This window comes from Paenarthrobacter sp. NCHU4564, from assembly GCF_052156435.1.
Classification (GTDB): domain Bacteria; phylum Actinomycetota; class Actinomycetes; order Actinomycetales; family Micrococcaceae; genus Arthrobacter.
The window spans coordinates 157,898-181,629 of sequence record NZ_JBQLIS010000006.1 but is presented as its reverse complement, the minus strand read 5'-3'; the positions used below and the strand labels follow the sequence as shown (position 1 = coordinate 181,629).

The following is a 23,732-nucleotide window of genomic DNA, read 5'->3' as shown; positions in this document are numbered from 1 at the left end:
AAACGCCAAAGGCGCCCCGCGCTGAGCTGATGAAGCTCTGCGCGGGGCGCCTTTTTGTCAGGGGACAGCCGTCAGCCTGCAGCGCCATGCCCGGAGAGGGCACCGACAATGGCCGGCAGCAAAGCCCTGAATGCCTGTCCGCGATGGCTGATGGCGTTCTTTTCCTCGGGGCTCAGCTCTGCGCAGCTTCGGTCCATGCCTGCCGGCTGCAGCACGGGATCATATCCGAAGCCTCCATCGCCCCGGGGTTCGCGCAGCAGCGTTCCCTCAAGCTGGCCGTACTCAACTGTTTCGCGTTCCACGCCTCCCGTTCCCGGAACGGCCAGCGCAGCGGCACACACAAAGGCTGCACCGCGGTGGGTGTCCGGCACATCGGAGAGCTGGGCCAGCAGCAACTTAAGGTTGGCGGCGTCGTCTCCATGCCTGCCGGACCACCGGGCGCTGAAGATTCCCGGCGCACCGCCCAGGACATCCACTGCAAGACCTGAGTCGTCAGCGATGGCAACAAGCCCCGTGGCCTCGGCCACCGCCCGTGCCTTGAGCAGCGAGTTTTCAGCGAACGTGACGCCTGTTTCGCGGACGTCCGGCGCACCTGCCGCAGCCGCGTCCACGACTTGGGTGTCGACGTCGAGCCCTGGCACCTGGCCACGCAGCAGCTCGCGCAGCTCCTTCAGTTTTCCTTTGTTGTGGGTGGCAAGCACCAGACGCGGCGAGGCCGCCCCGGGCCCGGTCACGGAGCCTCCGCCAGGGTCTCACGCTGGATGGCGGCCAGCTGGCCGGTGCCGATCAGGGCAAGGTCGAGGAGGGCATTGAGTTCGTCACGGTCGAAGGGGGCACCCTCCGCGGTGCCCTGGACCTCCACGAATTTGCCGGAGCCGGTGACCACGACGTTCATGTCGGTTTCGGCCCGGACGTCCTCGACGTAGGGCAGGTCCAGCATGGGCACGCCGTCGATGATGCCCACGGAAACGGCGGCGATGGTATCAACCAGCGGTTCGGCGTTGCGGGCAATGAGCTTGTTCTCGCGGGCGAACCGGATGGCTTCGGCCAGGGCGACGTACGCGCCGGTGATAGCCGCCGTCCGTGTTCCACCGTCGGCTTGGAGGACGTCGCAGTCCAGCACGATTGTGTTCTCGCCGAGGGCTTTGGTGTCGATGATGGAACGCAGCGAACGACCAATCAGGCGGGAAATCTCATGGGTGCGCCCGCCGATCTTGCCCTTGACGGATTCACGGTCCGAGCGGGTGTTGGTGGCCCGGGGAAGCATGGCGTACTCGGCCGTGACCCAGCCGCGGCCTTCACCCTTGAGCCAGCGCGGCACGCCCTCGGTCAGGGACGCCGTACACAGGACCCTGGTGTTGCCGAACTCGATCAATGCTGAACCTTCGGCCTGCTTGGACCATCCCCTGGTGATGCTGATGGGGCGCAGTTGGTCCGGGGTTCGTCCGTCGGCACGGGTGACGGGCGTGGCTGTAGCTTCTGAAGTCATGACCCAAGCTTATCGAGGCCCGGCACCCAACCAGGTCGCATTTGTGCGCGTTTTGACGGCTGAAAACGCGCACAAATGCGACCTGGTTGGGTTGGGTTAGATCGTGTAGTGGACGCCCGCGACTGCCACGGCCACGTCCCCGGCAAAGACCGGCTTGGCCTCAGACATGACCTTGGTTTGGGAGGTCCAGACCGGAATATGGGTCAGGAGCAGGCGCCTCGCCCCGGCGTTGGTAGCTGCCTCGCCGGCCCGCTTGCCCGTGAGGTGGACGTCCTTGATACCGTCGTCACGGCCTTCCTCGAACGCCGCCTCGCACAGGAAGAGGTCCGCGTCACGGGCGGCTTCTTCCAAGCCGGGGCAGGAATCGGTGTCGCCTGAGTACGTCAGGGTTTTGGTCACCGGAATTCCGTCCTTGCCCGGTTCGGTCGCCGTGACCCGCAGGGCGTACGCTTCCTCCACCGGATGGTTCACGCTGAAGGGGGTCACGGTGAACGGACCTACCGTCACGGGCTTCTGTTCGGCCCAGTTGGTGAAGTCGAATTCCTCATGCATGCCCGGATCGAGGTCCAGGCCGTAGGCGGTGGCCATCCGGTCCGCAGTGGCCGCCGGCCCCCACACGGGAAGGCGGTCCCGGCCCCAGCCCCCTGGTTTCCAGCGGACTGCCACATGCAGGCCACAAAGGTCCATGCAGTGGTCAGGGTGGAGGTGGGTCAGGAAGATCGCGTCAATGTCTTCGAGGTCGGTGTACCGCTGGATAGCCCCCAAGGCACCGCTGCCCAGGTCCATCACGATCTTCCATTCACGCTCACCGTCGTGCGCGGTTACCAGGTAGCAGGACGCAGGCGAGCCGGGACCGGGAAAGGATCCGGTGCAGCCCACAATGGTGAGTTTCACAGGCCACTCTCCAACGGGCCCCGGTTCAGGTCATCGGCGGGTTGCACGAAATACGACCGGCGGGACAGGCCGGCCCCCGATCGGGCCGCTTCCAGCATCTCCGGCGTGATCCGGGCCAGGCTGCCGGTGGGATACTGCGCCGACACGTGGTCCACATGCTTCACGGAGAGAACCTCCGGTCCCAGGAAACGGCGGGCGAGGGTTTCGAACTGGGCGGCGTCGCCGGTGGCAATGAACTCATGGCCCGGAGGCGTGCCCTCCGTCCGTTGAATGCCGCCGTTGGCCAGGGCACGGTAGACATCCTTGGCCGTCTCCTCGGCACTGGACACCAGCGTGACATCCTCACCCATGACGAAGGAGATCACGCCCGTCAGCAACGGATAATGGGTGCAGCCCAGCACCACAGTGTCCACGCCGGCCTGTTTCAGGGGCGCCAGATATTCGTTCGCGGCGGCCAGGAGTTCCGGACCCGTAGTGACGCCGGCTTCGACGAAGCTGACAAACGCAGGGCACGCCACAGACGTAATGGCAAGGTCCGGCGCTGCGGCAAACGTGTCCTCGTAGGCGCGCGAACCGACCGTGGCGGATGTTCCGATGACACCGATCCTTCCGGAGCGGGTAGCGGAGACGGCACGCCGGACTGCCGGCTGGATGACTTCGATCACGGGAATGCCGTAGCGGGCCGTGTACCGCTCGCGGGCGTCCCGGAGGACGGCGGCCGACGCCGAGTTGCAGGCGATGGTGAGCAGCTTGACGCCGGAATCGACCAGCTCGTCCATCACGCCCAGGGCGTTGGCCCGGACCTCCGCGATGGGGAGGGGTCCATACGGGCCGTGGGCGGTGTCGCCCACATACAGGATCGACTCATTGGGAAGCTGGTCGATGATGGAGCGGGCCACCGTCAGGCCACCGACCCCGGAATCGAAGATGCCGATCGGCCGCGAACCCATAAGGGCGTCCTCGCTGCCCAAGCCGTCAGCCGCGGCCGTGACGGGGATTTCCGAAGACGCGGGGCGGAAGAATCTGCCGCCTGCTGAACTGCCCGATGCTGAAGTCATGATTATTCGAGAATAAGGCTTCACCTGTGCTGCGGCCATTACCTGTGGTCACCGCCTCGTGTCTGATGTGTCACAAACCCGGGCACCACGGCAGACCCCGCTGATCAGGATTTTGCCTGCCTGGCGGCCATCATCGACTGCACCAGCGACTCCTGCAGCCAGGTGGTGAAGTTGTACACCAAGGCAAGGTAGCTCTCCACGTCCTCGGCCTGGCTCCAGTCCTGCATGGAGTGGATGTGCTCCGCGTCGGCTTCGTCGCGGATGTCCAGCCTTTCGGCCAGCACGAGTCGCACATCGTTGAGGGCCATGGACCACCGCTTGGCGTCCTCCGGCGTCAGGAGGAGATCGTCCTTGTCCAGGCCCAGGGCGGTGGCGCGCAGTGCGCCGATCTTGCTTTCCCTGACGGAGCGCTCGGTGAGTTGACGGAACTCCAGGGACGCGGCGTCGTCGTTCTTCATGACGTTGGGCAGCAACCGCAGGAGGGCGCGGTCCGTTGGCTGCTTGACGTCCATGTCCAGGCCGATGAGTGCCGCCAGCGGATCCTCGTCCTCGCGGATATCAGCCTCCAGCATGGAGATGACGTCGGCCACCAATCCCCGCAGGAGGTCGCGTTCTGCCGGTTCGAGGTAGCCGGTGATGCCCTTGAGTCCGTATTTGAATGCCTTAGCCACGTCCGCGGCCGCCCTTTCCGGGTGCTTCGTTGCCGCTTGCCGCCTTTTCCACGGTGGCCCACAGGCCAAACCCGTGCATGGCCACCGCGTGCTGCTCCACTTGTTCCTTGCTGCCGTGTGCCACGATGGACCGGCCTTTCTTGTGGACCTCCATCATGAGCTTGTGCGCTTTGGACTCGGAGTAGCCGAAGTAACTTTGGAACACATAGCTGACATAGCTCATGAGGTTGACGGGATCATTCCAGATCACCAGGTTCCAAGGGATGTCCGGGGCGGTCAGGACACCCGTGGAGGTCAGCTCGGCGGCTTCCGTCCGTTCATCGATGTCCGTACCAAACGCAACGCTAGGGCTCATCTGTCCATTCTATGGCGGCTCGCACTAGAGTGAATTTCGTGAGTAGAGCCACGTCATGGGACCATCCCGCCACTTCCTTATACACCGACCACTACGAGCTGACGATGCTCCAGGCCGCCCTGCATTCGGGCGCCGCGCACCGCCGTTCGGTCTTCGAAGCGTTCGCGCGCCGGCTGCCCGACGGCCGTCGCTACGGCGTGGTGGGCGGCACGGGCCGCCTCCTGGAGGGAATCGCCGACTTCAGGTTCGGCGATGCCGAGCTCGCCTTCCTTGAACACAACAAGGTGGTCAACCGGGAGACCCTGGATTTTCTGGCCAACTATAAGTTCACGGGCGACATCTGGGGCTATGCCGAAGGCGAAGCCTACTTCCCCAACTCCCCCATCCTCATTGTGGAATCCACCTTTGCCGAAGCCTGCATCCTGGAGACCTACATCCTCTCCGTCCTCAACCACGACAGCGCCATTGCTTCTGCAGCCTCCCGGATGACGACGGCGGCCGGCAACCGTCCGTGCATCGAGATGGGCTCCCGGCGCACCCAGGAGGAATCGGCGACGGCGGCAGCACGGGCGGCGGTGATTGCCGGCTTCGCCAGCACCTCCAACCTGGAAGCCGGACGCCGGTACGGCATCAAGACGGTGGGCACGGCAGCGCACTCCTTCACCCTCCTCCACGACACCGAACGCGAAGCATTCGAAGCGCAGATCGCTGCCTTCGGCCCGGGTACTTCCCTGTTGGTGGATACCTATGACGTCGAGACCGCGGTGAGGACCGCCGTCGAACTCGCCGGTGACAAGCTGGGTGCCGTCCGGTTGGACTCCGGCGACCTCGTGGCGCAGGCACAGTGGGTCAGGCAACTGCTGGACGACCTCGGCAACCACAACACGCGCATCGTAGTGACCTCCGACCTCGACGAATTCGCCATCGCCGCCCTGCAGTCGGCCCCGGTGGATTCCTACGGTGTGGGTACGTCGCTGGTCACCGGCTCCGGTGCGCCGACGGCAAGCATGGTCTACAAGCTGGTCAGCCGCACCAACGACCACGGCGAGTTCATCTCCGTGGCCAAGGCGGCCAAGAACAAGGTCAGCGTCGGTGGCCGCAAATACGCGTTGCGCAAGCTCAACGAACGGGGCATTGCCACCCAGGAAATCGTTGGCATCGGCCACCGGCCCGAAGACGACGGCAATGACCGTCCCCTGCTGCAGCAGTTCGTCAAGAACGGGGAACTCCTTCCCGGTTGGACCGGCCCGGAAGGGGTGGTGAGGGCGAAGGAGCGGCACGCTGCCAGCATGGCTGAACTTCCCGCCGTCGTGAACCGCCTCCAGCGCGGCGAGGCCGCCATCCCCACCATCTACGAGGAGAACTGATGGCCAAGGCCCTGATCATCGTCGACGTCCAGAATGATTTCTGCGAAGGCGGAACCCTCGCCGTGGAAGGCGGGGCCGCTGTGGCCGGAGCCATCAGCGAATACCTCGACGCCAACCAGCAGCACTTCGACCACGTCGTAGCCACGCAGGACTGGCACATCGAACCCGGCAGCCACTTCTCGGATGAACCAGACATGGTGGACTCCTGGCCGCCCCACTGCCGCGCACGGACCAAGGGTGCCGAACTCCACGAGGACCTTGACCCCGAGTACATCCAGGCCTACTTCCGCAAAGGCCAGTACACCGCGGCCTACTCCGGATTCGAGGGCGTTCTGGCACCCGAAGACGACGTCCCGTCCGGCGACTTGAAAGCAGGTGCCCCGGTGGCGGAGGTCCTCGATGAAGACGCCATCGGGCTGGATGACTGGCTGCAAAGCCACGACGTCGAGGAAGTAGTGGTTGTAGGGCTCGCGACGGACTACTGCGTCAAGGCCACAGCCCTTGATGCGGTGCAGGCCGGCTACACCACCACCGTCATCGCAGAGCTGACGGCGGGTATCGCCGACGACCTTGACGACGCCTTTGACGAGATGGAAGCGGCCGGCGTCGAAGTGGAGCGCTCCTAGTACTTCCGGACAACGATGAAGGGCGCCGCAGTTGCGGCGCCCTTCATCGTTGGTGTTGGCGGGTTGCTACTTGCGGCCGATGAACCAGTCCTGAAGCTTGCGCAAACGCGCCTGCAGTTGCTCTTCGTTGGCCTGCGCCACTGCAGGTCCGCCACAGACCTCGCGCAGCTTGGTGTGCACCACCCCGTGCGGCGTTCCGGTCCGGGCCGACCACGCCGAGACGTTCTTGGCCAGTTCGTTGCGCAAATCCATCAGCATGCGGTGGTCGGGAACGGCCGGAGCCGCTTCCGACGCAGGAGGCTGCCGCTTCCGGCGGGATTGTTGCTCGCGTTGGCGCTGGCGCAGCAGCGTACCCACCTGCTCGGCATCCAGCAGCCCCGGGATGCCCAGGAAGTCCAGTTCGTCATCCGAGCCGATATCGGCACCCGTACCGAACTCGCCGCCATCGAAAAGGACCCGGTCAAACGAAGCCTGCGAGTCCAGGGCTTCGAACTTGCCCTTGGCCAGTTCGTCAGAGGCCTTTTCCTCCCGGTTGGCCTCTGCCATGAGGTTTTCCTCAGGGCTGAAGAGGCCGTCGTCGTCCTTGTCCGGACGGTCCAGCGCATGGTCCCGCTCGGCCTCCATGGTGTTGGCCAGCACCATGAGCGGTGGTACGGACGGCAGGAACACCGACGCCGTCTCTCCCCTTTTGCGCGCACGCACGAAACGCCCCACGGCCTGGGCGAAGAACAACGGCGTGGACGTGGACGTGGCGTAGACGCCCACCGAAAGCCGCGGAACGTCGACCCCTTCGGACACCATGCGCACGGCAACCATCCAGCGCTTGTCCCCCGCCGAGAACTCCTCGATCTTGCTGGATGCCTTGGAGTCGTCGGAAAGGATGACCGTGGGGGACTCCCCCGTGATCTTCTTGAGCTGGCCGGCGTAGGCGCGTGCGTCCTCGTGGTCCGTGGCAATGACCAGGCCTCCGGCGTCGGGAACGGTCCGGCGGACCTCGCTGAGGCGCTTGTCGGCTGCCGCCAGGACGGCGGGAATCCACTCCCCCGCGGGGTTCAGGGCCGTGCGCCACGCCTGGGAGGTGATGTCTTTCGTAACGGCTGCCTCACCCAGCGAGGCCGCCATTTCATCGCCCGCGCTGGTCCGCCACCGCATCTGGCCCGAATAGGCCATGAACAGCACGGGCCTCACCACGTGGTCGCGCAGGGCGTTGCCGTAGCCGTAGGTGTAATCGGCCTTGGACCGGCGGATACCGTCCCGGTCCTCGACGTATTCAACGAAGGGGATCGGGGAGGTGTCCGAGCGGAAAGGCGTTCCCGTCAGGGCGAGCCGTCTGGCGGCGGGATCGAACGCTTCACGAAGACCGTCGCCCCATGACAAAGCCTCGCCGCCATGGTGGATTTCATCGAGGATCACCAGGGTCCGGGCCGCCTCTGTCTTGGCCCGGTGCAGCATTGGTTTGCTGGCCACCTGCGCATAGGTCACGGCGACGCCCACAAATCCGCGTCCGTGCTGCCCGTCCGAGTTCTTGAAGTTCGGGTCGATGGCGATGCCAACCCGGGCCGCCGCGTCAGCCCATTGGCGCTTGAGGTGGTCAGTGGGTGCCACGATCGTGACCCTGTTGACCACTCCGCTATCCAGCAGCGTGGTGGCGATACGCAGCGCAAACGTGGTCTTTCCGGCGCCGGGTGTAGCAACGGCCAGGAAGTCCTTGGGCTTGCGCGTCATGTAAAGGTCCAGGGCCTCCTGCTGCCAGGCGCGGAGCTTGGGAGCTGTACCCCAGGCTGCCCGCTCCGGGTACGCCGGGGGCAGGGATGGACCACCAAAAAGTGTTTCTGTCATACGGACTCCCCCGTCCTGATGGCAGCGCCGGCGCGTCCCGGAACCCCGGGCACGCGGCATTGCACCGCTGGGCGGTGGTAATCAGAGGGGACCTTGTTGTTCTCCCCACCCACTACTTGGAGTTGCCCGGGCCGCTGTTTCCGCCGTCGTCACCGGGACGGAGGCCTTCGTAGATCTCCTTGCATTCCGGGCAGACCGGGAATTTCCTGGGATCCCGCCCCGGGGTCCAGACCTTGCCGCAGAGCGCAATCACAGGCTCGCCGGTCATGGCCGACTCCATGATCTTTTCCTTGCGCACGTAGTGCGCAAAGCGCTCACGGTCGCCGGGCTCCACTTCCTGGCGCGTCTCTTCGCGCTCAATGGTGGCGGTGGACGTTCCGGCTCCGGAAAGCTCGCGCATGGGGTCGTTCTCGAATGGATCCGGAGGAAGCGTAGTCATGGCATCCATCCTACCGTCTACAGCCCCTGCCACTCCGGCTTGTTGTCGTAGGTGTGGCGGTAGTAATCGGCCAGCTTGAGCGAGGATGCGGCGGCTTCGTCCACCAGAATCGTCGCGTGCGGGTGCATCTGCAGGATGGAAGCGGCACAGATTGCCGCGACCGGACCTTCGACGAAATCCCTGACAGCCTGGGCCTTCTGAGCTCCCGTCGCTACCAGGATCACGTGCCGGGCATCCATGATGGTGCCCAGCCCCTGCGTGACGACATGGTGGGGTACATCGTCAATGGAGTCGAAGAAACGGGCGTTATCCTTGCGGGTCTGCTCGATCAGGGTCTTGATGCGCGTCCGCGATGCCAGCGAAGAACCGGGCTCGTTGAAGCCGATGTGCCCGTCCGTACCAACACCCAGAATCTGCAGGTCCACGCCGCCGACGGCCTTTATTGCATCCTCGTACGCCTGGCATGCCGCTTCGAGATCCTCGGCTGCACCATCGGGGCCGTGGACGTTTTCCGGCTTGATGTTGACTCGGTTGGTGAACTCACGCCGAATGACCTCACGGTAGGACTCCGGATGCCCTGTTTCCAGGCCAACATATTCATCCAGCGCAAAGCCATGCGCCTGGCTGAAGTCCAGGCCGCCGGCCTCGTACCTTCGAGCCAACTCATCGTAGATGGGGAGGGGGGAAGAGCCCGTGGCAAGGCCCAGCACGGCGTTGGGCTTTCGGCGGACCAAGGCCTCGATGGCATCGGCCGCCAGGGCCCCGATCTGCTTGGTACCGGGGAGAATAACAACTTCCATCGTCTACGGCCTTCCTAATAAAAATGAGCTCAGTGCGAGGTTATCCCATGTCCGACCTATGCACTATTGTTACGGATTCAACGGTTCACGCTGAGCTGAGCGAACATTTCCGGCCCACGCGCATCCAGCCACTTTCCGCCCAGGCGAACTCCTGCAACGAACAGCACGGTGCCCAGCACCGGCCCCACCGCCAGGTTGATCCAGCCGGCTTCCGGGCTGCCGGCAAAGAGCTGCACTGCCACGAAAGCCAGCTCCGGTATCAGCAGGACCGCCAGCACGCCCATGCCTATGGCCTGCACCGCCAGCGTCTGGGCCACGTTCCCCGGAGGCTTCTTGAACGGGCTGTCCCCCGGCAGGGGAACAGCTATGTTGTAGCGTGCCGAGAGCACCGAGGACAACCCCAGTCCAGTAAAGAGCGTTCCCAGTGACAAGCCGAGCAGGTTCGGCAGCCACTCCCAGGAACCGGTGACGAACAGCGGTCCCACAGTGAAGACCACAACAACCGGCAACGATATAGCCAGGCATGCCAAGGCCCTGCCCAGCCTGTCATCGATACCGCGCACTCCGGCTGCCAGGTGGAGGGCAAAAGCGGTGTTGTCGTAGGAAACGTCGGCGCAAATGGCCCAGGCCATGATGAACGCCGTCAGGGGCCCCAGGATCATCAGGGTGCCGTAGCTGCCTTCCTGCGATCCTGCGAAGAAAAAGATCACCGGCAACAGCGGGACCACTACCAGGGACCCGGCATAGCGGGGATCCTTCAGCCAATAAATCAATGCCCGTGCGGCCACCGCGCCTGCCGGAGTAGCAGGCAAAACGCCGAAGAGGCCGGGTTTCCCACCCCTCTTCGAAGAGCCTCCGGAGTAGGGCGGAGTGACCAGGGCACGCTGCAGGAGCAGGTGCCAGCACCAGAGAAGGACCGCGATGGTGCCGGCGGCAATAAGCGCCTTGAGCCCCGCGCCCGCGTAATCCCCGGCATCCAGCGAGCCTCCGAGGGACCAGGCGGCACCAAGCGGCGTCCATGCGACTGTCCGCGCCAGCACGGGCAAGTAATCGGCGCTGCCCCGCACGCCGTCAATGATCCCCACCATGATCGGTCCCATGAGCATCAGCGGGATGAATACCACGATGCTGCTGACATCCTTGAAGCGCCGTGACGAAGCCAGCCCGGCAGTGGCCGTGGTGACGACTTTGGACAGGACTACACATGTCAGGGCACCCAGCAGCGCGCCAAGCAATGCTCCTGCCACGGCAGGGACGCTTCGCCACCAGGTGCCTGCAGTACCCAAGGCTGCGAGCAACGTGGCGATTCCGGGGACGCCGATGAAGCCGGACAGTGCCAGGCCCGCCAGGAGCTGCCGGGGCGGCACGGCAAACCCGGTGAAACGGGAAGGATCAAGGGTCATGTCCGCAGCTGAGGCGACGAGCGGGATAATGGCCCAACCCAGCACAGTCGCGGCACCGCCGAGCACCACGACGGTCTGGGCAACGCCGGCATCAGCCCAACGCAGTGCCACCAGGCCGCCGATGACAAGGGACAGCATGCCCAGGGCATACAGGAGGCCCAGCCCTATGCCGATCAACTGCAACGGGCTCCGTTTGAAGCCATTCAGCAGGAGACGCCACTTCAGGCTCAGAAGGTGCGCAACCATTCCAGTCCTTCCGTCCGGTGTCCCCCGCCTACCAGCTGGACAAAGCGTTCCTCCAGGGTCGAACCGCCGCGGACCTCCTCGACAGTACCTGCCGCCAACACCCGCCCGGCGGCCACCACGGCCACGTGGCTGCACATGCGCTGGACCAGGTCCATGACGTGGCTTGAGACGATGACCGTGCCACCGGATGCCACATAGCTCTCGAGGATGCCGCGGATGTTGGCAGCAGAGACCGGATCCACCGACTCGAACGGCTCATCCAGGACAAGGAGCCGTGGCGCATGGATCAGGGCCGAGGCCAAAGCGATCTTCTTGGTCATGCCCGCCGAATAGTCGACCACCAGCGAGCCCGCATCGGCTTCAAGGTCCAAGGCAGCCAGGAGTTCGCCCACCCGTGAGGCGACGACGTCGCGCTCCATGCCGCGCAGGAGCCCCGAATACGTGATGAGTTGCTCGCCCGTCAGCCGGTCGAACAGGCGTACGCCGTCCGGCAGCACACCCATGAGCTTCTTGGCGGCGAGAGGTTCGCGCCAGACGTCCACACCGTGAACCAGCGCCGTTCCGAAGTCGGGCCGCAGCAGGCCGGTGGCCATGGACAGCGTGGTGGTCTTGCCTGCGCCGTTGGGACCCACCATGCCGTAGAAAGAACCGGCCGGTACCTCGAGGCTGACGCCATCGACGGCGATCTTCTGCCCAAACCTCTTGGCTAGGCCCCTGATCGAAAGAGCCGCGGGCCCGGCAAGGGAGCCGTCCTGGGGGACGTAGGATGCGGGGCCGGTGGGCGGTTGGGCGGGCTCGGGCTCGTGGCTTGGTTCCGTCATGGCACCAGCCTAGCCGTGCTGCGGGCGCGCGGGGGGCGGCCTAAAAACTATGGCGTGGCTTGGCCCGTTGGTACTGCGGAGCCCAGGGAATGTCGTGTCCCAGTTCGTGGGCAGCCCGCAACCACCAATGGGGATCCCGCAACGCTGCCCGGGCCATGAAGACTGCATCTGCACGGCCGTTGGCCACGATATCTTCAGCCTGCGCCGGAGTAGTCAGAAGTCCAACAGCCCCGGTGGGAACACCGGCCTCACGCTTGACGGTCTCCGCGAAGCCCGCCTGGTACCCGGGAGCGGGACGGATCGACTGGTGGGCCACTGCTCCTCCGCTTGATACGTCCACCAGGTCCACGCCCCGCCCTGCGGCCTCCTTGGCGAGCCGGACGGAGGCATCCAGGTCCACGCCCCCTTCTGCCCAGTCCGACGCCGAAATCCTCAGCAGCAGCGGCATGGAGTCCGGTATGGCAGCACGGACAGCGTCAATGACTTCCAGCATGAGCCTGTTCCGGTTGCCCTCACTGCCGCCCCAGTCATCCGTCCGGGTGTTGATGAGGGGACTCTGGAACTGGTGGAGCAGATACCCGTGGGCGCCATGGATTTCCACGGTGTCGAAGCCGGCCTCCACTGCGCGGGCGGCAGCGGCGGCAAAGTCGCTGATCACACCACGAATGTCCGCTTCGGTCATGGCCACGGGTGCTGCGTAGCCCTCGTAGGACCCGGCGGAAGGACCCACGGTGGGCCAACCGCCGTCGGACTCCGGAACCGAACCGGAGCGTTCGGCGAACGGCCAGTACGTGGAGGCCTTGCGGCCGGCATGCGCCAGCTGGACACCGATCCTGCAGTCCACGGCGCCGTTGCTGTGCACGAAGCCGACGATGCGTTGCCAGGCCTCTGCCTGCGCATCCGAATACAGCCCGGCGTCCCTCGGGCTGATCCGCCCGGCGGCGTTGACCGCCGCGGCTTCGGTGAGGATCAGGGCAGCACCACCTGCAGCGAACGAACCCAAATGCATGAGATGCCAGTCATGGGGAACCCCCTCCCCCGTTTCCGGGCCGCAGCTGTACTGGCACATGGGCGAAACCCAGCCACGGTGCGCAATGGCAAGGGAACGGAGCTGGAGCGGGGCAAAGAGGGCGGACGGCACTAGAAGAGGACCCTCGCCAGCCCCTGCCGCGCCTTCGCCACCCTGTCATCGGACGTACCCACGACCTCGAAAAGCTCCAGCAGCCGTACCCGTGCAGTCTCCCGTTCGGGACCGAAATTCCTGCCAATAAAGGAGATAATGCGCTGGAAAGCGTCCTCGATGTGCCCCCCGGACAGATCAAGGTCCGCCACCATGAGCTGGGCGTCGAGGTTGTCAGGTTCCTCGGCCGCCATGGTCCGCAGGTTTTCCGCCTCCGGTGCTGTGAGCTTCTCCAGGCGGGCCATGAGCTCCACCTGCGCCAGGCCGGCCTTGGCATCAGCATCGGCGGGTTGTTCAAGCAGGGCCTGCTTGTAAGCGGCTTTTGCGGCCTCGTAATCGCCTGCCTCGATGGCATCCACGGCGGCCTGGTGAAGTGGGGGAAGCGGTGCGGTTCCGGCCTCGCCCTCCTGCGGAGCATCGCCGATGGTGCCGGTGACGCCGTTGGCGGCAGCGACCTTCAGGAGTTCTTCCACAAGGCTGCGGATCTGTTCGTCGTCAGCCGGGCCCTGGAACAGCGGAACGGGCTGGCCCTTGACCACTGCAACGGCTGTAGGGACAGCCTGCACCTGGAATGCCTGGGCGAGCTGCGGGAAAGCGTCGACATCCGCCGCCGCAAGCACCAGCCGGCCGTGATAGCTGTTCACTACCCGTTCTGCGGCATCGAGCACGGCGGGTGATTCAGCCGCGTAGCGCGACCAGAGCAGGAACAGCACGGGGATCTGGGCGGACAACTGCACCAGGTCCTGGAAGTTGGTTTCCGTGGCATCCACGCGGAGCGGGGCGCCTGGCGCCTCACCGCCGGCGGGCGCGCCGGGATCACCCGGGGCTTGCGGCGTGGGCGGCTGGGCAGGGGCCGGACGGCGCAGCGACGAGAGGTCGACGGCGCCACGAAGGTTGAGCTGGCTGGCAGCGGCTGGAGTGGGTCGGTATCCGGGCGAACTCATACCGTCCACTCTAGCCGCTGCCGTGCACAGGCCGTGGCTTACTTGAAGCTGGCCCCTACCAGTCCACGCGTGGCCGCCACGAGCTTCATGGGATCACTGGAACCTGCCGGCGGAATGTAGATGGCCACCGACTCTGCAAAGTTGAGCACCATGCCCGTAGTGGTTTCCTTGCCACCGGCAAAGACCGCTGAGTCGTCTTCAAGGATCAGCTTGTCACCGGCGGCTTTCGGGGTGCCTTCGAAGGCGAAGTTCAGGCGTCCTACCACCAGGGCGCCGCCATCGGCTGTGCGCAGAACAACTGTCTGGTTGTTGACGGGCGTGTGCGAGAACTTGAAGTTGGCGCTGGTGCCGTTCTTCACTGTGTCTGCCTGGTAAGTCAGCGCACCGGCAATGTAGGGCGACGACTGGCCATCGGCCAGCTTGCTCCGGTTGGGCGAATCGGGAGTCGTCAGCATTTCACCGAGGATCCCCAGTGCCTCGTTGCCGCTGTAGGCCAGTCCGGTCTTGTCATCAGCCGACACCGGGGCGGTTCCGTCGCGCGGGACCGGGAAGGACGGGAAGTTGGTTCCCGGCTGCAGCGGAGCAGTGCCCCACAGCTTGTAGTTTTCGCGCGGCGACAACTGGACCAGCGTCAAAACCTGCGGAACGACGTTTCCGTCACCCTGCGTGAGGGCGAAGACCGTGCGAGGCCAGTCTGTCTTGGTGCTGATGACGCTGCTCTGCAGCTTGGTGGCACGTACCGGCATGCGGGCCTCGTAGGCCGAAACCGCCGAACGGATCTTGTAGTTCTGCGTCCGGACCTCAAGCTCCATCTTGTCCACGCGGGGTGCAAGCTTGGCTGCGTCCTTGGCGGCATCGGCGGCGTCAACGGTGCTGGCCACCTGCTCAAGGATGCGCTGCAGCTGCGATTCGAGCATGACCGGACGGGCAGCGTCGTCCCCGGCACTCGCCGAGGCAGATGGGCTGGGGGTAGTGGTCGCGTGGGCCGCCACCGCGGTACCGCCCACGAGGACCGCAACAGTCGCCGCTGCTACGGCACTGATCCGGAGCGTGGAACCTTCGGCACCTGCACCGCGGCGCTTGGCGGCGTCGTCGGCCGGGGTCACTGGCAGCGCCGTAGTCTGTCCCTCGCCGCCGCCGTGCGTGTCATCGTCATGCCGGCGGTTGCTGATCGCCTTGGCGACGAACGGAAGGGCAGCGCCTACCAGGATGATGATGATGCCGAGCACGATCAGGGGCACGGCCCAGGGGGTGGTTGCGTTGTTGGGGAACGTCATGGAAATCGACGACGGCGCGGGCTGGGTTCCGTCGCTGGCCACCAGCAGGGACCACTCGCCCTCGGCAGGTGGGTTCCATGTGTAGTCAAGCTCGCCGCTGGCGTCCTCCGTGTTGACCCAAAGGTCGGAGCCAGCCGGCGACGGTGCCGTCGGTTCACCGTCAGCAGACTCCACTTCCAGGGACTTCTGGTCGTCGGACACGCCCTTGACGGTGGTGTGGGCAGTGTTGCCTACCCAGGCGTCCACATCACCGGGACGGCCGGTGGCAACAATGAAATTGCCTTCGCCCTGGATCTTGATCTTTACCGGCCCGTCATGCCGGGCAATCAGCTCCTGGTCGATCACCGTCAGCGGGGACGCCTTGGTGTCACCGGGCGTAGAGGCCGTTACAGTCTCAGCGGGAGCCCAGAAGGTCAGCTGGCCAATGCCGGCCAGCATCGTCAGCAGGCCCAGCAGCACCAGCAAGGCTGCAGTCTTCAAACGCACAGAATCACCTATCATCAGCGGTCGTTGAACTTCAAGGGTAACCGTTTTGTTATCAAAGAGTCAGATCGGCGGAAAAGCACGGACACGCCGAAAACCCCGTAATGGCGCCGACAGAGGGCGATTACGGGCTCCTGATAGTGTGGCGATGATCATGATATCGGGGCAAGCAACCGCCAATATCGGCAAGCATCCGCGTAGAAAAGGCAGCATAACCGCGTGAAAGACCACATGGAGTCCCAACCCGTCGAAGAGCCGGGATCAACCGCGGAGAATGCGCCCGTGGACGGGACCTCGGCAACGGTCCCGGTCCGCACCGGTCGCATGGCTGCCTTGGCCCGCCGTCTCCGGCAACCCATTCCCGGTGCCAGGACCAGGGTCCGCTTCGAAATGCCCCCTGAAGAAGAGGCCGGCACCTCCCTGGAGGCAACCGGCACGGACGACGACCACGGCTTCGGAGCCCCCGGGCCGCGGATGTCCTCCCAGCATCCGCTGTATGTGGGCTTTATGGGCACTGCCGGGGTGGGTGTTGCCCTGCTGGTGTTCTATATCGCCAGCAACACCACCCAGCTGCTCTTGTGGATCGTCGCCGCCTTGTTCATCGCCCTGGGCCTGGACCCCGTGGTCCGGTGGTTGGAAACGCGGAAGTTCCCCCGCCCTGCAGGCATCCTGATCTCGCTGACAGTCCTGGTCCTGGCCGTGGCCGGGTTCTTCGCAACGCTTATTCCCACGATCGTGGAGCAGGTCTCGGAAATCGTCCGGCAGGCCCCTGATTGGATCCGCAGCTTCCTCGACTCCGACTTCTTCCGGACTGTGGACTCCCAGTTCGGCGTCCGCGACCGCATCACCACTGAACTGGACAAATTCGTCAAGGACCCCGAAGCCATGGGCGGCATCTTCGGCGGCGTGGTGGGTTTCGGTTCCACCGTCGCCAACGGCCTGTTCGGCACGCTGATCGTCCTGGTGTTGAGCCTGTACTTCCTTGCCGCGCTGCCATCCATGAAGAAGTGGGCGTACAGGCTGGCACCGCGCTCACGCCGGCCACGGGTGGAAGCCCTGTCCGAGGCCATCACGGACTCGGTTGGCAACTATGTGATCGGGCAGGCCTGCGTTGCCCTGCTCAATGCTTTCTTCGCGTTCATCGTCATGAGCATCCTCGGCATACCTTTCAGCGTGCTGCTGGCCTTCGTCGTGGCACTGCTGGCGTTTATTCCGCTCGTGGGCGGCTTGATCGCCGGGGTCGTGGTCATCCTGGTGGCACTGACCGCAGGCTGGCAGACCGCGGTCATTTACGCGATCGCCTACTTCGCCTACCTCCAGTTCGAGGCCTACTTCATTTCACCGCGCATCATGCAACGCGCCGTGGCTGTGCCGGGAGCTGTCGCCGTGATCTCGGTGATCGCAGGAGGCAGCCTGCTGGGCGTGCTTGGCGCGTTGATCGCCATTCCCACGGCAGCTGCGATCATGCTGCTCATCAAGGAAGTCTTCATCGCGCGGCAGGACCGGCACTAAGCTCCCGCTACCGGCCCCGCCCAGACCCGCGGCAGGCCGTCCACGCCCGCGCCCGCCTCAGTGACGTCGTCGACGATCTCATCCAGGACGCGCGCCGCGTACTTCTCGCCCACCCAAAGATGCTTGGCGCCGTCGACGCCGACAAGCCGGGCCTGGGGTACGAGGCTGAAACGCCGGGCTGCTTCGGCAGGCTGCAGGTAGTCGTCATGCTCCGGCACCAGGACCGTGAGCGGCTTGCCTGACGCCGCCCACTCTTTCAGGTGCACATCGGTTGCGCGGTGCAGCGGCGGTGACAACAGGACGGCGCCTTCGACCGCCGGCGCCACCGGCTCCGTTGCGCCGTACATGAGGGCCAGTTCGGTGCCGAATGACCATCCCACCAACCAGCGGTTGGGCAACCCGCGGTCGACGGCGAAGCGGACTGCCGCTTCAACGTCGTACCGTTCTCCCACGCCTTCTTCGAACACCCCCTGGCTGGTTCCCCGGGGCGAGTGGGTACCGCGCGTATTGAATCTCAGTACTGCAACCCCGGCCAGGGCAGGCAGGCGGTAGGACGCCTTGCGGTACACATGCGAGTCCATGAAGCCGCCGTGGGTCGGCAGCGGATGGAGGGTGATCAGCGTCGCCGCGATGTCTCCCGACTCAGGCACTGCCAACTCCCCCACAAGGACCTTGCCGTCTTCGGTGGTGAACTCGATGTTTTCGCGGCGTGCCGGCAGCACGGTGGATGCCCTGATCTCCGCGGGTACATCCGGCTGGGTGAAAACAAAGGAGGCAGGGTCGAAAGTCATGCACCCAAGCCTAAGCGAATCAGCGGTAGCGGTAGGTCCGGGACGTCCAGCAGTTGGTGTGCCAGTGCCGCCGCTCTGCCAACCCCGCAGCCTGGCCGAACAGGTGGCTGTCGTTCCACACCACCAGATGCGCAATGCCCGGCATGATCGCAGTGGAACAACCCGGGCAGATGTACTGTTTTTCCGCCTGGCGGGCCGTCATGGTGCGCACCATCCAGTCCCCGTCAGGCGCGCTTTCGCGCCGGGCAATCCCCGCCCTGGCACGCTCCAGGTCCAGCTCCGGAACCGGGTCCGTCCACTTGCCCGCGGACTTGCCGGACCGCGCGCTGGAGGGGCTGCGGCGGGGGCGGTTGGAGCGGGGCATACCTCCATTCTGCCCCAGCCCACCACCGCCAAGCGGTAATGTGGGGCGGGTGCGACTTGTCATAGCCCGTTGTTCTGTTGATTATGTTGGCCGCCTCAAGGCCCACCTGCCCCTCGCTACCAGGCTCCTGCTGGTCAAGGCGGACGGATCGGTGCTGGTGCACTCGGACGGCGGGTCATACAAGCCGCTTAACTGGATGAGCCCGCCCGCCACGCTGCGCGTCACCACCCCTGAGGAAACAGAGGTGGAAGAGGGCGTGGTGGAACAGTGGACGGTCCAGTCCGCCAAGACGGATGACCGGCTCATCATCAACATCTACGAATCGCTGCACGACACTTCCCATGAACTCGGCACAGACCCCGGGCTCATCAAGGACGGCGTGGAAGCCGACCTGCAGCGTCTGCTGGCCGAGCAAATTGAGACCTTGGGCACCGGATACTCCCTGATCCGCCGGGAGTACTTCACCGCCATTGGGCCGGTGGACATCCTGGCCCGCGACGCCCACGGCACCACGGTGGCGATCGAACTCAAGCGCCGCGGCGACATTGACGGCGTGGAACAGCTCACCAGGTACCTGGAGCTGCTCAACCGTGATCCCCTGCTGGCACCCGTTCGCGGGATCTTCGCGGCCCAGCAGATCAAGCCCCAGGCCAAGGTGCTGGCCAACGACCGGGGCATCGATTGCGTCACGCTGGATTATGACGCGATGCGGGGCGTGGATGACAGCGAGTCCCGCTTGTTCTGATTCCGCCCTTCGGGCGTTGTGCCACAGGCCACTAGAATCACAACCATGACTGCCGCAGACCGATTTGTGTCCTCTTCCGCGCCCAGCCACCAAATCCTGACCGGAACACTTATCAGTGACGGGGTGGTGACGGAGGACGGCCTCCTGGCCATCGATGGTGACCGGATCGCCTTTGCCGGCCCGGCAAGGGACTTCGATCCCGAAGCCTTCGAAGGTTTCGGCAGCGCCGTCCGCCTGGGTGTTCCCAGCGGCAGCTACCTCCTGCCGGGCCTGGTGGACGTGCACTGCCATGGTGGAAACGGCGGCGATTTTCCGGGCGGGGACGAGGCGTCTGCGCGGAAGGCTGCGGACTTCCTGCACCGTTCCGGAACCACGTCCTTCCTGGCCAGCATGGTCACGGCCTCGCGCGAGGACCTCCTGCGCGGGATCGGGCTCTTCGTGAAGCTGGCGGACGAAGGGCTGGTGGCCGGTATCCATCTTGAGGGTCCGTTCCTCTCGCATGCCAGGTGTGGTGCACAGAATCCCGACTTCCTGCTCGAGCCGGACCTCGATCTCATGAACGAACTTGTCGCAGCTGCTGCCGGGAAGCTCGCCACCATGACCTACGCACCGGAGCTCCCCGGAGCCTCGGCCCTGGTGGACCTCATGACGTCGCACGGCGTGACGCCGTCCCTGGGCCACACGGACTGCGACGACGCCACTGCGGCCGCGTCCCTGGCCGCAGCCCGCGAGGGCCTTGAGTCTGCAGGGTTCGACGGCGTGAGCTCGCTTCCGACCGTCACGCACCTGTTCAATGGGATGCCGCCGATGCACCATCGGGCTCCGGGGCCTGTGGCGGCTTGCCTGCGCACGGCACAGGAAGGAAAGGCCGTGGTGGAACTCATCGCCGACGACACCCACCTGGATCCCAGCACCGTTGCCACTGTTTTCCAACTGGTGGGCGCCAACAACATCGTGCTCGTGACGGACTCCATGGCGGCAGCCGGCTTGTCGGACGGCAACTACATGCTCGGCCCCTCCCCCGTCACGGTCAGCAATGGCGTTGCAACGCTGGATGCCACGGGGTCCATCGCGGGCGGCACGGCAACGCTGCTGGAGGTGGTCCGCAAAACCGTCGCAGCGGGGGTGGCACTCCCGGATGCCATCTGCTCCGCCACGGCGGTCCCGGCGGCTGTCCTTGGCCTCTCGGACGAGGTGGGCGGCCTGCGGCGGGGGCTGCGCGCCGACGTCGTCATCACTGACCAGGAGCTGGGCCTGACTTCTGTGATGCGCAACGGAGAGTGGCTGCACCAGGGGCAATAGCGTGTTTGTGAATTACCGGCAGCACGTTACCTTCTTTTTACCGAAAATTTTCCCGAATTGCCTAAAAGACCGTTGACCTGCGGCACGCCGCATGAAAGTGTTGTAGCAGTCTTTGTGTAGGTGGTTTTCATGCTCGCAAGACGAGTTGCGAGCGTGAAGCTCCTGCGAAACCAACCGGGCGCCCCCCGGCAGGAATCCGGAACTTCTCGCGAAGTAACAAGGCCGGTACGAGGTGTATCGGACTGCTGTTTCGTAATGAGGAGAAATACATGGCACTGGGAACCGTCAAGTGGTTCAACGCTGAAAAGGGCTTCGGCTTCATCACCCCGGACGACTCGGATGGGGACGTGTTCGTCCACTACTCCGAGATCCAGACCGGTGGCTTCAAGACCCTCGACGAGAACCAGCGTGTTCAGTTCGAGATCGGCCAGGGTGCCAAGGGCCCCCAGGCAACCGGCGTTACCGTCGTCTAGCATGACCCGCTGAAACCGCATCCGGTTTCGCATCCAGTGATGGCCCCGGCTTACGCCCGGGCCATCACTCTTTAAGCAGCAATGCCTGATTTGTCTGATATTTCGACAACCCTGTTACAAACAGTGAAGAAATACGTATTATCGGCATTCTTAATATGGGTTGATAAATCAACCAACCAAGCTCCGGAGGAGCCGGGCCGAATGTCGCACGGACAAACCCGGGAGGTACGCCCGGGTCAATGCGCGGCCCATTGCCGGAAGGTCAAGGGGATCCTGGTAATACATGTACAAGGTCCGGTAGTCGGGCTTGAAGCGTGATTTGAAGGACGCCAGGGACCGGAAGCCATAAACGGGTTCCAATGCCTGTCCCACGACGTCCAGAATCCCCGCCAAGCCCTCCGGCCGCTGGTCGCCGTCCTCCTGGTCCCGGGCCAGGGGCGAGCCTGAGAGGGAAATGACCTCCACCGATGTCCGCAGATGGAGAATCGCAGAGGCAATCAGGAATTCCATGACCCCGGGGAAGCCATCACCCCGTCGGCGCATGAAATCCAAGGTCCAGCTCACAACCTCGCCATTGCTGTAGACGGGCAGCCAGCTGGTGACGCCGTACACCAGTCCCTCTTCATCCACGGCGGCGCAGACCAGGACATCGGGATCGTCCAGTTCGTCCAGGCCACCGAGGGTAAAGCCCATCTCAGGGACACGTTTCTGTGCGGCCCACTCTTCGGACACCTCTGTAATCTGTGTCCGGATGCTGTGCGAAAGCTCACCATACCGGCCCCACACCGGAGCGATCCCCATCTTGCCTGCACGGTTGAGAGCAGTCCGGACGTTTTGCCACTCCTTGCCGCGGAATTCCAGCCCCTTGACCATCAACCGTGTCTCCTGGGCCACGGGCACGCGGCGGAAACCCCGTCCCTTGAGCAGGGGCCACAACTCGTCGGTGCACGAATAGAGGCATGGCACCAGCGCATGCTGGGAGCAGTATTCGAGGAAGCCTTGGATCGTCACGGCACGGTGCGCGGGATTCCCCAGCGGTCCGGCCAGCGTCAAGGCCACGTGGCCGTGCTGCTGGTATGCAACGCACCCTGTCCCCTGCTGGTTGAACCAGTACTTGTTGGGTTCCCAAAGCGCCATCCAGGACAGGGAGTCCCCGCCCTTCTTCACCAGCGCGCGGGCGTGGTCCCGCCCCTCGTGGTCCAATCCCCCGGCATGGTGCCCGCGGAGCAGGAGGATCCATACCCCCAGCAGCGCCACCAGCCAAAAGAACGTTCCTGAATAGGAGAACAGAAAGACTTCCAAGGCATCACGCTCAGCGAAAACCTTGCGGTAAACCCCAGGAAGTGGAACAGGCAGGTACTGCCGGGCGAGTTCGGCACCCAGGCCCAGCAGGCCGCCGTCGCGCGTCATGCCGCCGGCCGCGAACCACGCAACGGAGTACAACAGCGCCAGTCCGCCGCCGGTTAAGCCCACCAGCCAGAAGACCCTGCGGGTGAGTGCGCCTGATGACCGCACACGGAAATGACCACGGTAGGCAAACAACAGCACCGCCAAAGCCAGTGGTACGAGCACCAACGGAATAACGTGGGCAACTGCGGAGCCCAGCGTGCTGCCATGGGGACGGACAACCGGGAGCGGCATGCGGGCGAAGAGCCCCAGGTACACCGCCGACAGGCCGACCACCACCAACTGCACGGCAATGGCAATGCCCAGCGCCAAGCGCCGGCCACGCCGCATGCCGTCCGCACATATCAGCAGGAGGACCACCGGGACCACCGCCAAGGCAAGGCCCAAGGGACCTGTGTAGCCCTGCCGGCCCAGGTCCAGGCAGGCCACATCGATGGTTCCGCCGCAGCTCTCTTCCAATTGGCTCAGCGTTGGCAGGGGGTTGAGGATGACATCACGCAGCAGGGCCAAGGGACCCGAGGGACTCTTCGCTGCGGCCGTGAGGATCGGCCCCACGGCAAAGATCGCCATGGTCAGCGCCAGCAGATTGCGCACTTCCCTGCCCGTGGAGCGGTGAAGGTGCAGGTGCCCGTGGGTACTCTGCATCCACCAGCCGGCAGCAAGCCCGATCAGGGCGCCCAACAGCCCCACCACCGTTTCGGGATGGCCGATGTACAGGACAAGGAGAATGGCCACGGACAAGGCGGCCGTCCGCAACCGGCGCTGCCACAGGGTGGGCATCAGGGCACTGGCCGCCAACGCCGTGGCTATCAACGCACCGTAGGGTCCGATCAGGCGCTGGTCCACCATCCTCGACAACCAGCCGTCGTCTGCGACGCGTGCCACTTGGGTAACCGTCAGGAAAGCTGCAACGCAGGCGAACTGGGAACCGAAGAACATCACGGCTGTCCGCAGGAAACCCAGATACCGTTCGGCAATCCCCAGGAGGAACAGGATCATCAGGACAGCGGCGGCAAAGGCCAACGCATTGGTTGTGAAGAAGAGCGAGGTCCACAGCGACCACCACTGACCCGAGCGCAATCCCGGCAGGGAGACACCCGCCACCGGTAGCCATGCCTCCGGCGGACCGGAGAGGAAGCTTCCGGACACTATCGAAACTGCAGCAAACAGGATCAGCACGGCGGTCGTCAGCGGAGTGGCGCGAAGATGCCTGGCGGTCAACCGCATCGCCGGTACCAGGACGCCC

The 23,732-nt window shown here is 64.8% G+C and carries 23 protein-coding genes; 6 read left to right on the top strand and 17 right to left on the bottom strand.

All coding sequences use genetic code 11. From position 1 onward, the window contains the following. Positions 1-71: 71 nt before the first annotated feature. From rdgB to clpS, 6 genes are all read right to left on the bottom strand, one after another. Positions 72-734 carry an RdgB/HAM1 family non-canonical purine NTP pyrophosphatase gene (gene rdgB / locus ACSVIE_RS08795; protein WP_426003179.1) on the bottom strand — a complete coding sequence of 221 codons (663 nt, stop codon included), beginning with the start codon at positions 732-734 and terminating at the stop codon, positions 72-74. Next, positions 731-1,489, bottom strand: a complete 759-nt coding sequence (gene rph / locus ACSVIE_RS08790) for a ribonuclease PH (RefSeq protein ID WP_426003181.1) — start codon at positions 1,487-1,489, stop codon at positions 731-733. The genes rdgB and rph overlap by 4 nt, the downstream gene beginning before the upstream one ends. A 96-nt stretch (positions 1,490-1,585) precedes the next feature. Next, positions 1,586-2,383 (bottom strand): MBL fold metallo-hydrolase, encoded by a 798-nt coding sequence (locus ACSVIE_RS08785; protein ID WP_442423588.1) that lies wholly within the window; start codon positions 2,381-2,383, stop codon positions 1,586-1,588. Next, positions 2,380-3,333: a glutamate racemase gene (gene murI / locus ACSVIE_RS08780; protein ID WP_442423615.1), complete on the bottom strand. Its 954-nt coding sequence runs from the start codon at positions 3,331-3,333 to the stop codon at positions 2,380-2,382. Before murI ends, ACSVIE_RS08785 begins: the two co-directional genes overlap by 4 nt. Before the next feature lie 212 nt (positions 3,334-3,545). Continuing rightward, on the bottom strand, positions 3,546-4,112 hold the full coding sequence (locus ACSVIE_RS08775; RefSeq protein ID WP_426003184.1) for a DUF2017 domain-containing protein: 567 nt from the start codon (positions 4,110-4,112) through the stop codon (positions 3,546-3,548). Beyond that, positions 4,105-4,467: an ATP-dependent Clp protease adapter ClpS gene (gene clpS, locus ACSVIE_RS08770; RefSeq protein ID WP_426003185.1), complete on the bottom strand. Its 363-nt coding sequence runs from the start codon at positions 4,465-4,467 to the stop codon at positions 4,105-4,107. The genes ACSVIE_RS08775 and clpS overlap by 8 nt, the downstream gene beginning before the upstream one ends. Positions 4,468-4,478: 11 nt before the next feature. On the opposite strand from clpS, the gene ACSVIE_RS08765 reads away from it, so the two are divergent. Together ACSVIE_RS08765 and ACSVIE_RS08760 are read left to right on the top strand one after the other, a co-directional pair. Then, positions 4,479-5,834, top strand: a complete 1,356-nt coding sequence (locus ACSVIE_RS08765) for a nicotinate phosphoribosyltransferase (RefSeq protein ID WP_442423587.1) — start codon at positions 4,479-4,481, stop codon at positions 5,832-5,834. Further along, entirely contained in the window at positions 5,834-6,460 is a 627-nt protein-coding gene (locus tag ACSVIE_RS08760) for an isochorismatase family protein (protein WP_442423586.1), read from the top strand. Before ACSVIE_RS08765 ends, ACSVIE_RS08760 begins: the two co-directional genes overlap by 1 nt. Before the next feature lie 66 nt (positions 6,461-6,526). On the opposite strand, the gene ACSVIE_RS08755 is transcribed toward ACSVIE_RS08760, so the two are convergent. From ACSVIE_RS08755 to ACSVIE_RS08720, 8 genes are all read right to left on the bottom strand, one after another. Further along, positions 6,527-8,299, bottom strand: coding sequence for a DEAD/DEAH box helicase (locus ACSVIE_RS08755; RefSeq protein ID WP_426003189.1), 1,773 nt, complete (start codon positions 8,297-8,299; stop codon positions 6,527-6,529). Between the two features lie 112 nt (positions 8,300-8,411). Continuing rightward, positions 8,412-8,747, bottom strand: coding sequence for a DUF3039 domain-containing protein (locus tag ACSVIE_RS08750; protein WP_442423585.1), 336 nt, complete (start codon positions 8,745-8,747; stop codon positions 8,412-8,414). 8 nt (positions 8,748-8,755) lie between these two features. Next, positions 8,756-9,538 carry a glucosamine-6-phosphate deaminase gene (gene nagB / locus ACSVIE_RS08745; RefSeq protein ID WP_426003192.1) on the bottom strand — a complete coding sequence of 261 codons (783 nt, stop codon included), beginning with the start codon at positions 9,536-9,538 and terminating at the stop codon, positions 8,756-8,758. Positions 9,539-9,615: 77 nt separating this feature from the next. After that, positions 9,616-11,187, bottom strand: coding sequence for a transporter (locus ACSVIE_RS08740; RefSeq protein ID WP_442423584.1), 1,572 nt, complete (start codon positions 11,185-11,187; stop codon positions 9,616-9,618). Continuing rightward, positions 11,169-12,008, bottom strand: coding sequence for an ABC transporter ATP-binding protein (locus ACSVIE_RS08735; RefSeq protein ID WP_426003195.1), 840 nt, complete (start codon positions 12,006-12,008; stop codon positions 11,169-11,171). The genes ACSVIE_RS08740 and ACSVIE_RS08735 overlap by 19 nt, the downstream gene beginning before the upstream one ends. Before the next feature lie 40 nt (positions 12,009-12,048). Beyond that, positions 12,049-13,149, bottom strand: a complete 1,101-nt coding sequence (locus tag ACSVIE_RS08730; protein ID WP_426003197.1) for an NADH:flavin oxidoreductase/NADH oxidase — start codon at positions 13,147-13,149, stop codon at positions 12,049-12,051. Continuing rightward, positions 13,149-14,132, bottom strand: a complete 984-nt coding sequence (locus tag ACSVIE_RS08725; protein ID WP_442423583.1) for a tetratricopeptide repeat protein — start codon at positions 14,130-14,132, stop codon at positions 13,149-13,151. The genes ACSVIE_RS08730 and ACSVIE_RS08725 overlap by 1 nt, the downstream gene beginning before the upstream one ends. A gap of 38 nt (positions 14,133-14,170) precedes the next feature. Beyond that, positions 14,171-15,910, bottom strand: a complete 1,740-nt coding sequence (locus ACSVIE_RS08720) for a hypothetical protein (protein ID WP_442423582.1) — start codon at positions 15,908-15,910, stop codon at positions 14,171-14,173. A 201-nt stretch (positions 15,911-16,111) separates the two neighbouring features. On the opposite strand from ACSVIE_RS08720, the gene ACSVIE_RS08715 reads away from it, so the two are divergent. Beyond that, positions 16,112-17,404, top strand: a complete 1,293-nt coding sequence (locus tag ACSVIE_RS08715; RefSeq protein WP_442423581.1) for an AI-2E family transporter — start codon at positions 16,112-16,114, stop codon at positions 17,402-17,404. Here the strand turns inward: ACSVIE_RS08715 and ACSVIE_RS08710 are convergent. After that, positions 17,401-18,195 carry an alpha/beta hydrolase gene (locus ACSVIE_RS08710; protein WP_442423580.1) on the bottom strand — a complete coding sequence of 265 codons (795 nt, stop codon included), beginning with the start codon at positions 18,193-18,195 and terminating at the stop codon, positions 17,401-17,403. The genes ACSVIE_RS08715 and ACSVIE_RS08710 overlap by 4 nt on opposite strands. A gap of 19 nt (positions 18,196-18,214) precedes the next feature. Beyond that, positions 18,215-18,559 (bottom strand): ATP/GTP-binding protein, encoded by a 345-nt coding sequence (locus ACSVIE_RS08705; RefSeq protein WP_426003204.1) that lies wholly within the window; start codon positions 18,557-18,559, stop codon positions 18,215-18,217. A gap of 49 nt (positions 18,560-18,608) precedes the next feature. On the opposite strand from ACSVIE_RS08705, the gene nucS reads away from it, so the two are divergent. The 3 genes from nucS to ACSVIE_RS08690 all read left to right on the top strand — a co-directional run bounded on the left by nucS (position 18,609) and on the right by ACSVIE_RS08690 (position 21,079). After that, positions 18,609-19,304 (top strand): endonuclease NucS, encoded by a 696-nt coding sequence (gene nucS / locus ACSVIE_RS08700; RefSeq protein WP_426003205.1) that lies wholly within the window; start codon positions 18,609-18,611, stop codon positions 19,302-19,304. A 45-nt stretch (positions 19,305-19,349) separates the two neighbouring features. Next, positions 19,350-20,606, top strand: a complete 1,257-nt coding sequence (locus tag ACSVIE_RS08695) for an N-acetylglucosamine-6-phosphate deacetylase (protein WP_442423579.1) — start codon at positions 19,350-19,352, stop codon at positions 20,604-20,606. A 269-nt stretch (positions 20,607-20,875) separates the two neighbouring features. Next, positions 20,876-21,079 (top strand): cold-shock protein, encoded by a 204-nt coding sequence (locus ACSVIE_RS08690; protein ID WP_018776337.1) that lies wholly within the window; start codon positions 20,876-20,878, stop codon positions 21,077-21,079. Between the two features lie 168 nt (positions 21,080-21,247). On the opposite strand, the gene ACSVIE_RS08685 is transcribed toward ACSVIE_RS08690, so the two are convergent. Then, a complete protein-coding gene (locus tag ACSVIE_RS08685) occupies positions 21,248-23,713 on the bottom strand; it encodes a phosphatidylglycerol lysyltransferase domain-containing protein (protein ID WP_442423614.1) in 2,466 nt (821 codons plus the stop codon). Positions 23,714-23,732 lie beyond the last annotated feature (19 nt).

Bases quoted from the DNA above. Each gene is read 5' to 3' on its own strand.
- rph (WP_426003181.1), bottom strand. From the start codon at position 1,489: ATGACTTCAGAAGCTACAGCCACGCCCGTCACCCGTGCCGACGGACGA.
- ACSVIE_RS08685 (WP_442423614.1), bottom strand. From the start codon at position 23,713: ATGCGGTTGACCGCCAGGCATCTTCGCGCCACTCCGCTGACGACCGCC.
- ACSVIE_RS08705 (WP_426003204.1), bottom strand. From the start codon at position 18,559: ATGCCCCGCTCCAACCGCCCCCGCCGCAGCCCCTCCAGCGCGCGGTCC.
- ACSVIE_RS08750 (WP_442423585.1), bottom strand. From the start codon at position 8,747: ATGGATGCCATGACTACGCTTCCTCCGGATCCATTCGAGAACGACCCC.
- ACSVIE_RS08740 (WP_442423584.1), bottom strand. From the start codon at position 11,187: ATGGTTGCGCACCTTCTGAGCCTGAAGTGGCGTCTCCTGCTGAATGGC.
- ACSVIE_RS08720 (WP_442423582.1), bottom strand. From the start codon at position 15,910: ATGATAGGTGATTCTGTGCGTTTGAAGACTGCAGCCTTGCTGGTGCTG.
- clpS (WP_426003185.1), bottom strand. From the start codon at position 4,467: ATGAGCCCTAGCGTTGCGTTTGGTACGGACATCGATGAACGGACGGAA.
- ACSVIE_RS08710 (WP_442423580.1), bottom strand. From the start codon at position 18,195: ATGACTTTCGACCCTGCCTCCTTTGTTTTCACCCAGCCGGATGTACCC.
- ACSVIE_RS08765 (WP_442423587.1), top strand. From the start codon at position 4,479: ATGGCGGCTCGCACTAGAGTGAATTTCGTGAGTAGAGCCACGTCATGG.
- ACSVIE_RS08735 (WP_426003195.1), bottom strand. From the start codon at position 12,008: ATGACGGAACCAAGCCACGAGCCCGAGCCCGCCCAACCGCCCACCGGC.
- ACSVIE_RS08725 (WP_442423583.1), bottom strand. From the start codon at position 14,132: ATGAGTTCGCCCGGATACCGACCCACTCCAGCCGCTGCCAGCCAGCTC.
- ACSVIE_RS08695 (WP_442423579.1), top strand. From the start codon at position 19,350: ATGACTGCCGCAGACCGATTTGTGTCCTCTTCCGCGCCCAGCCACCAA.
- ACSVIE_RS08760 (WP_442423586.1), top strand. From the start codon at position 5,834: ATGGCCAAGGCCCTGATCATCGTCGACGTCCAGAATGATTTCTGCGAA.
- ACSVIE_RS08690 (WP_018776337.1), top strand. From the start codon at position 20,876: ATGGCACTGGGAACCGTCAAGTGGTTCAACGCTGAAAAGGGCTTCGGC.
- nagB (WP_426003192.1), bottom strand. From the start codon at position 9,538: ATGGAAGTTGTTATTCTCCCCGGTACCAAGCAGATCGGGGCCCTGGCG.
- murI (WP_442423615.1), bottom strand. From the start codon at position 3,333: ATGGGTTCGCGGCCGATCGGCATCTTCGATTCCGGGGTCGGTGGCCTG.
- ACSVIE_RS08755 (WP_426003189.1), bottom strand. From the start codon at position 8,299: ATGACAGAAACACTTTTTGGTGGTCCATCCCTGCCCCCGGCGTACCCG.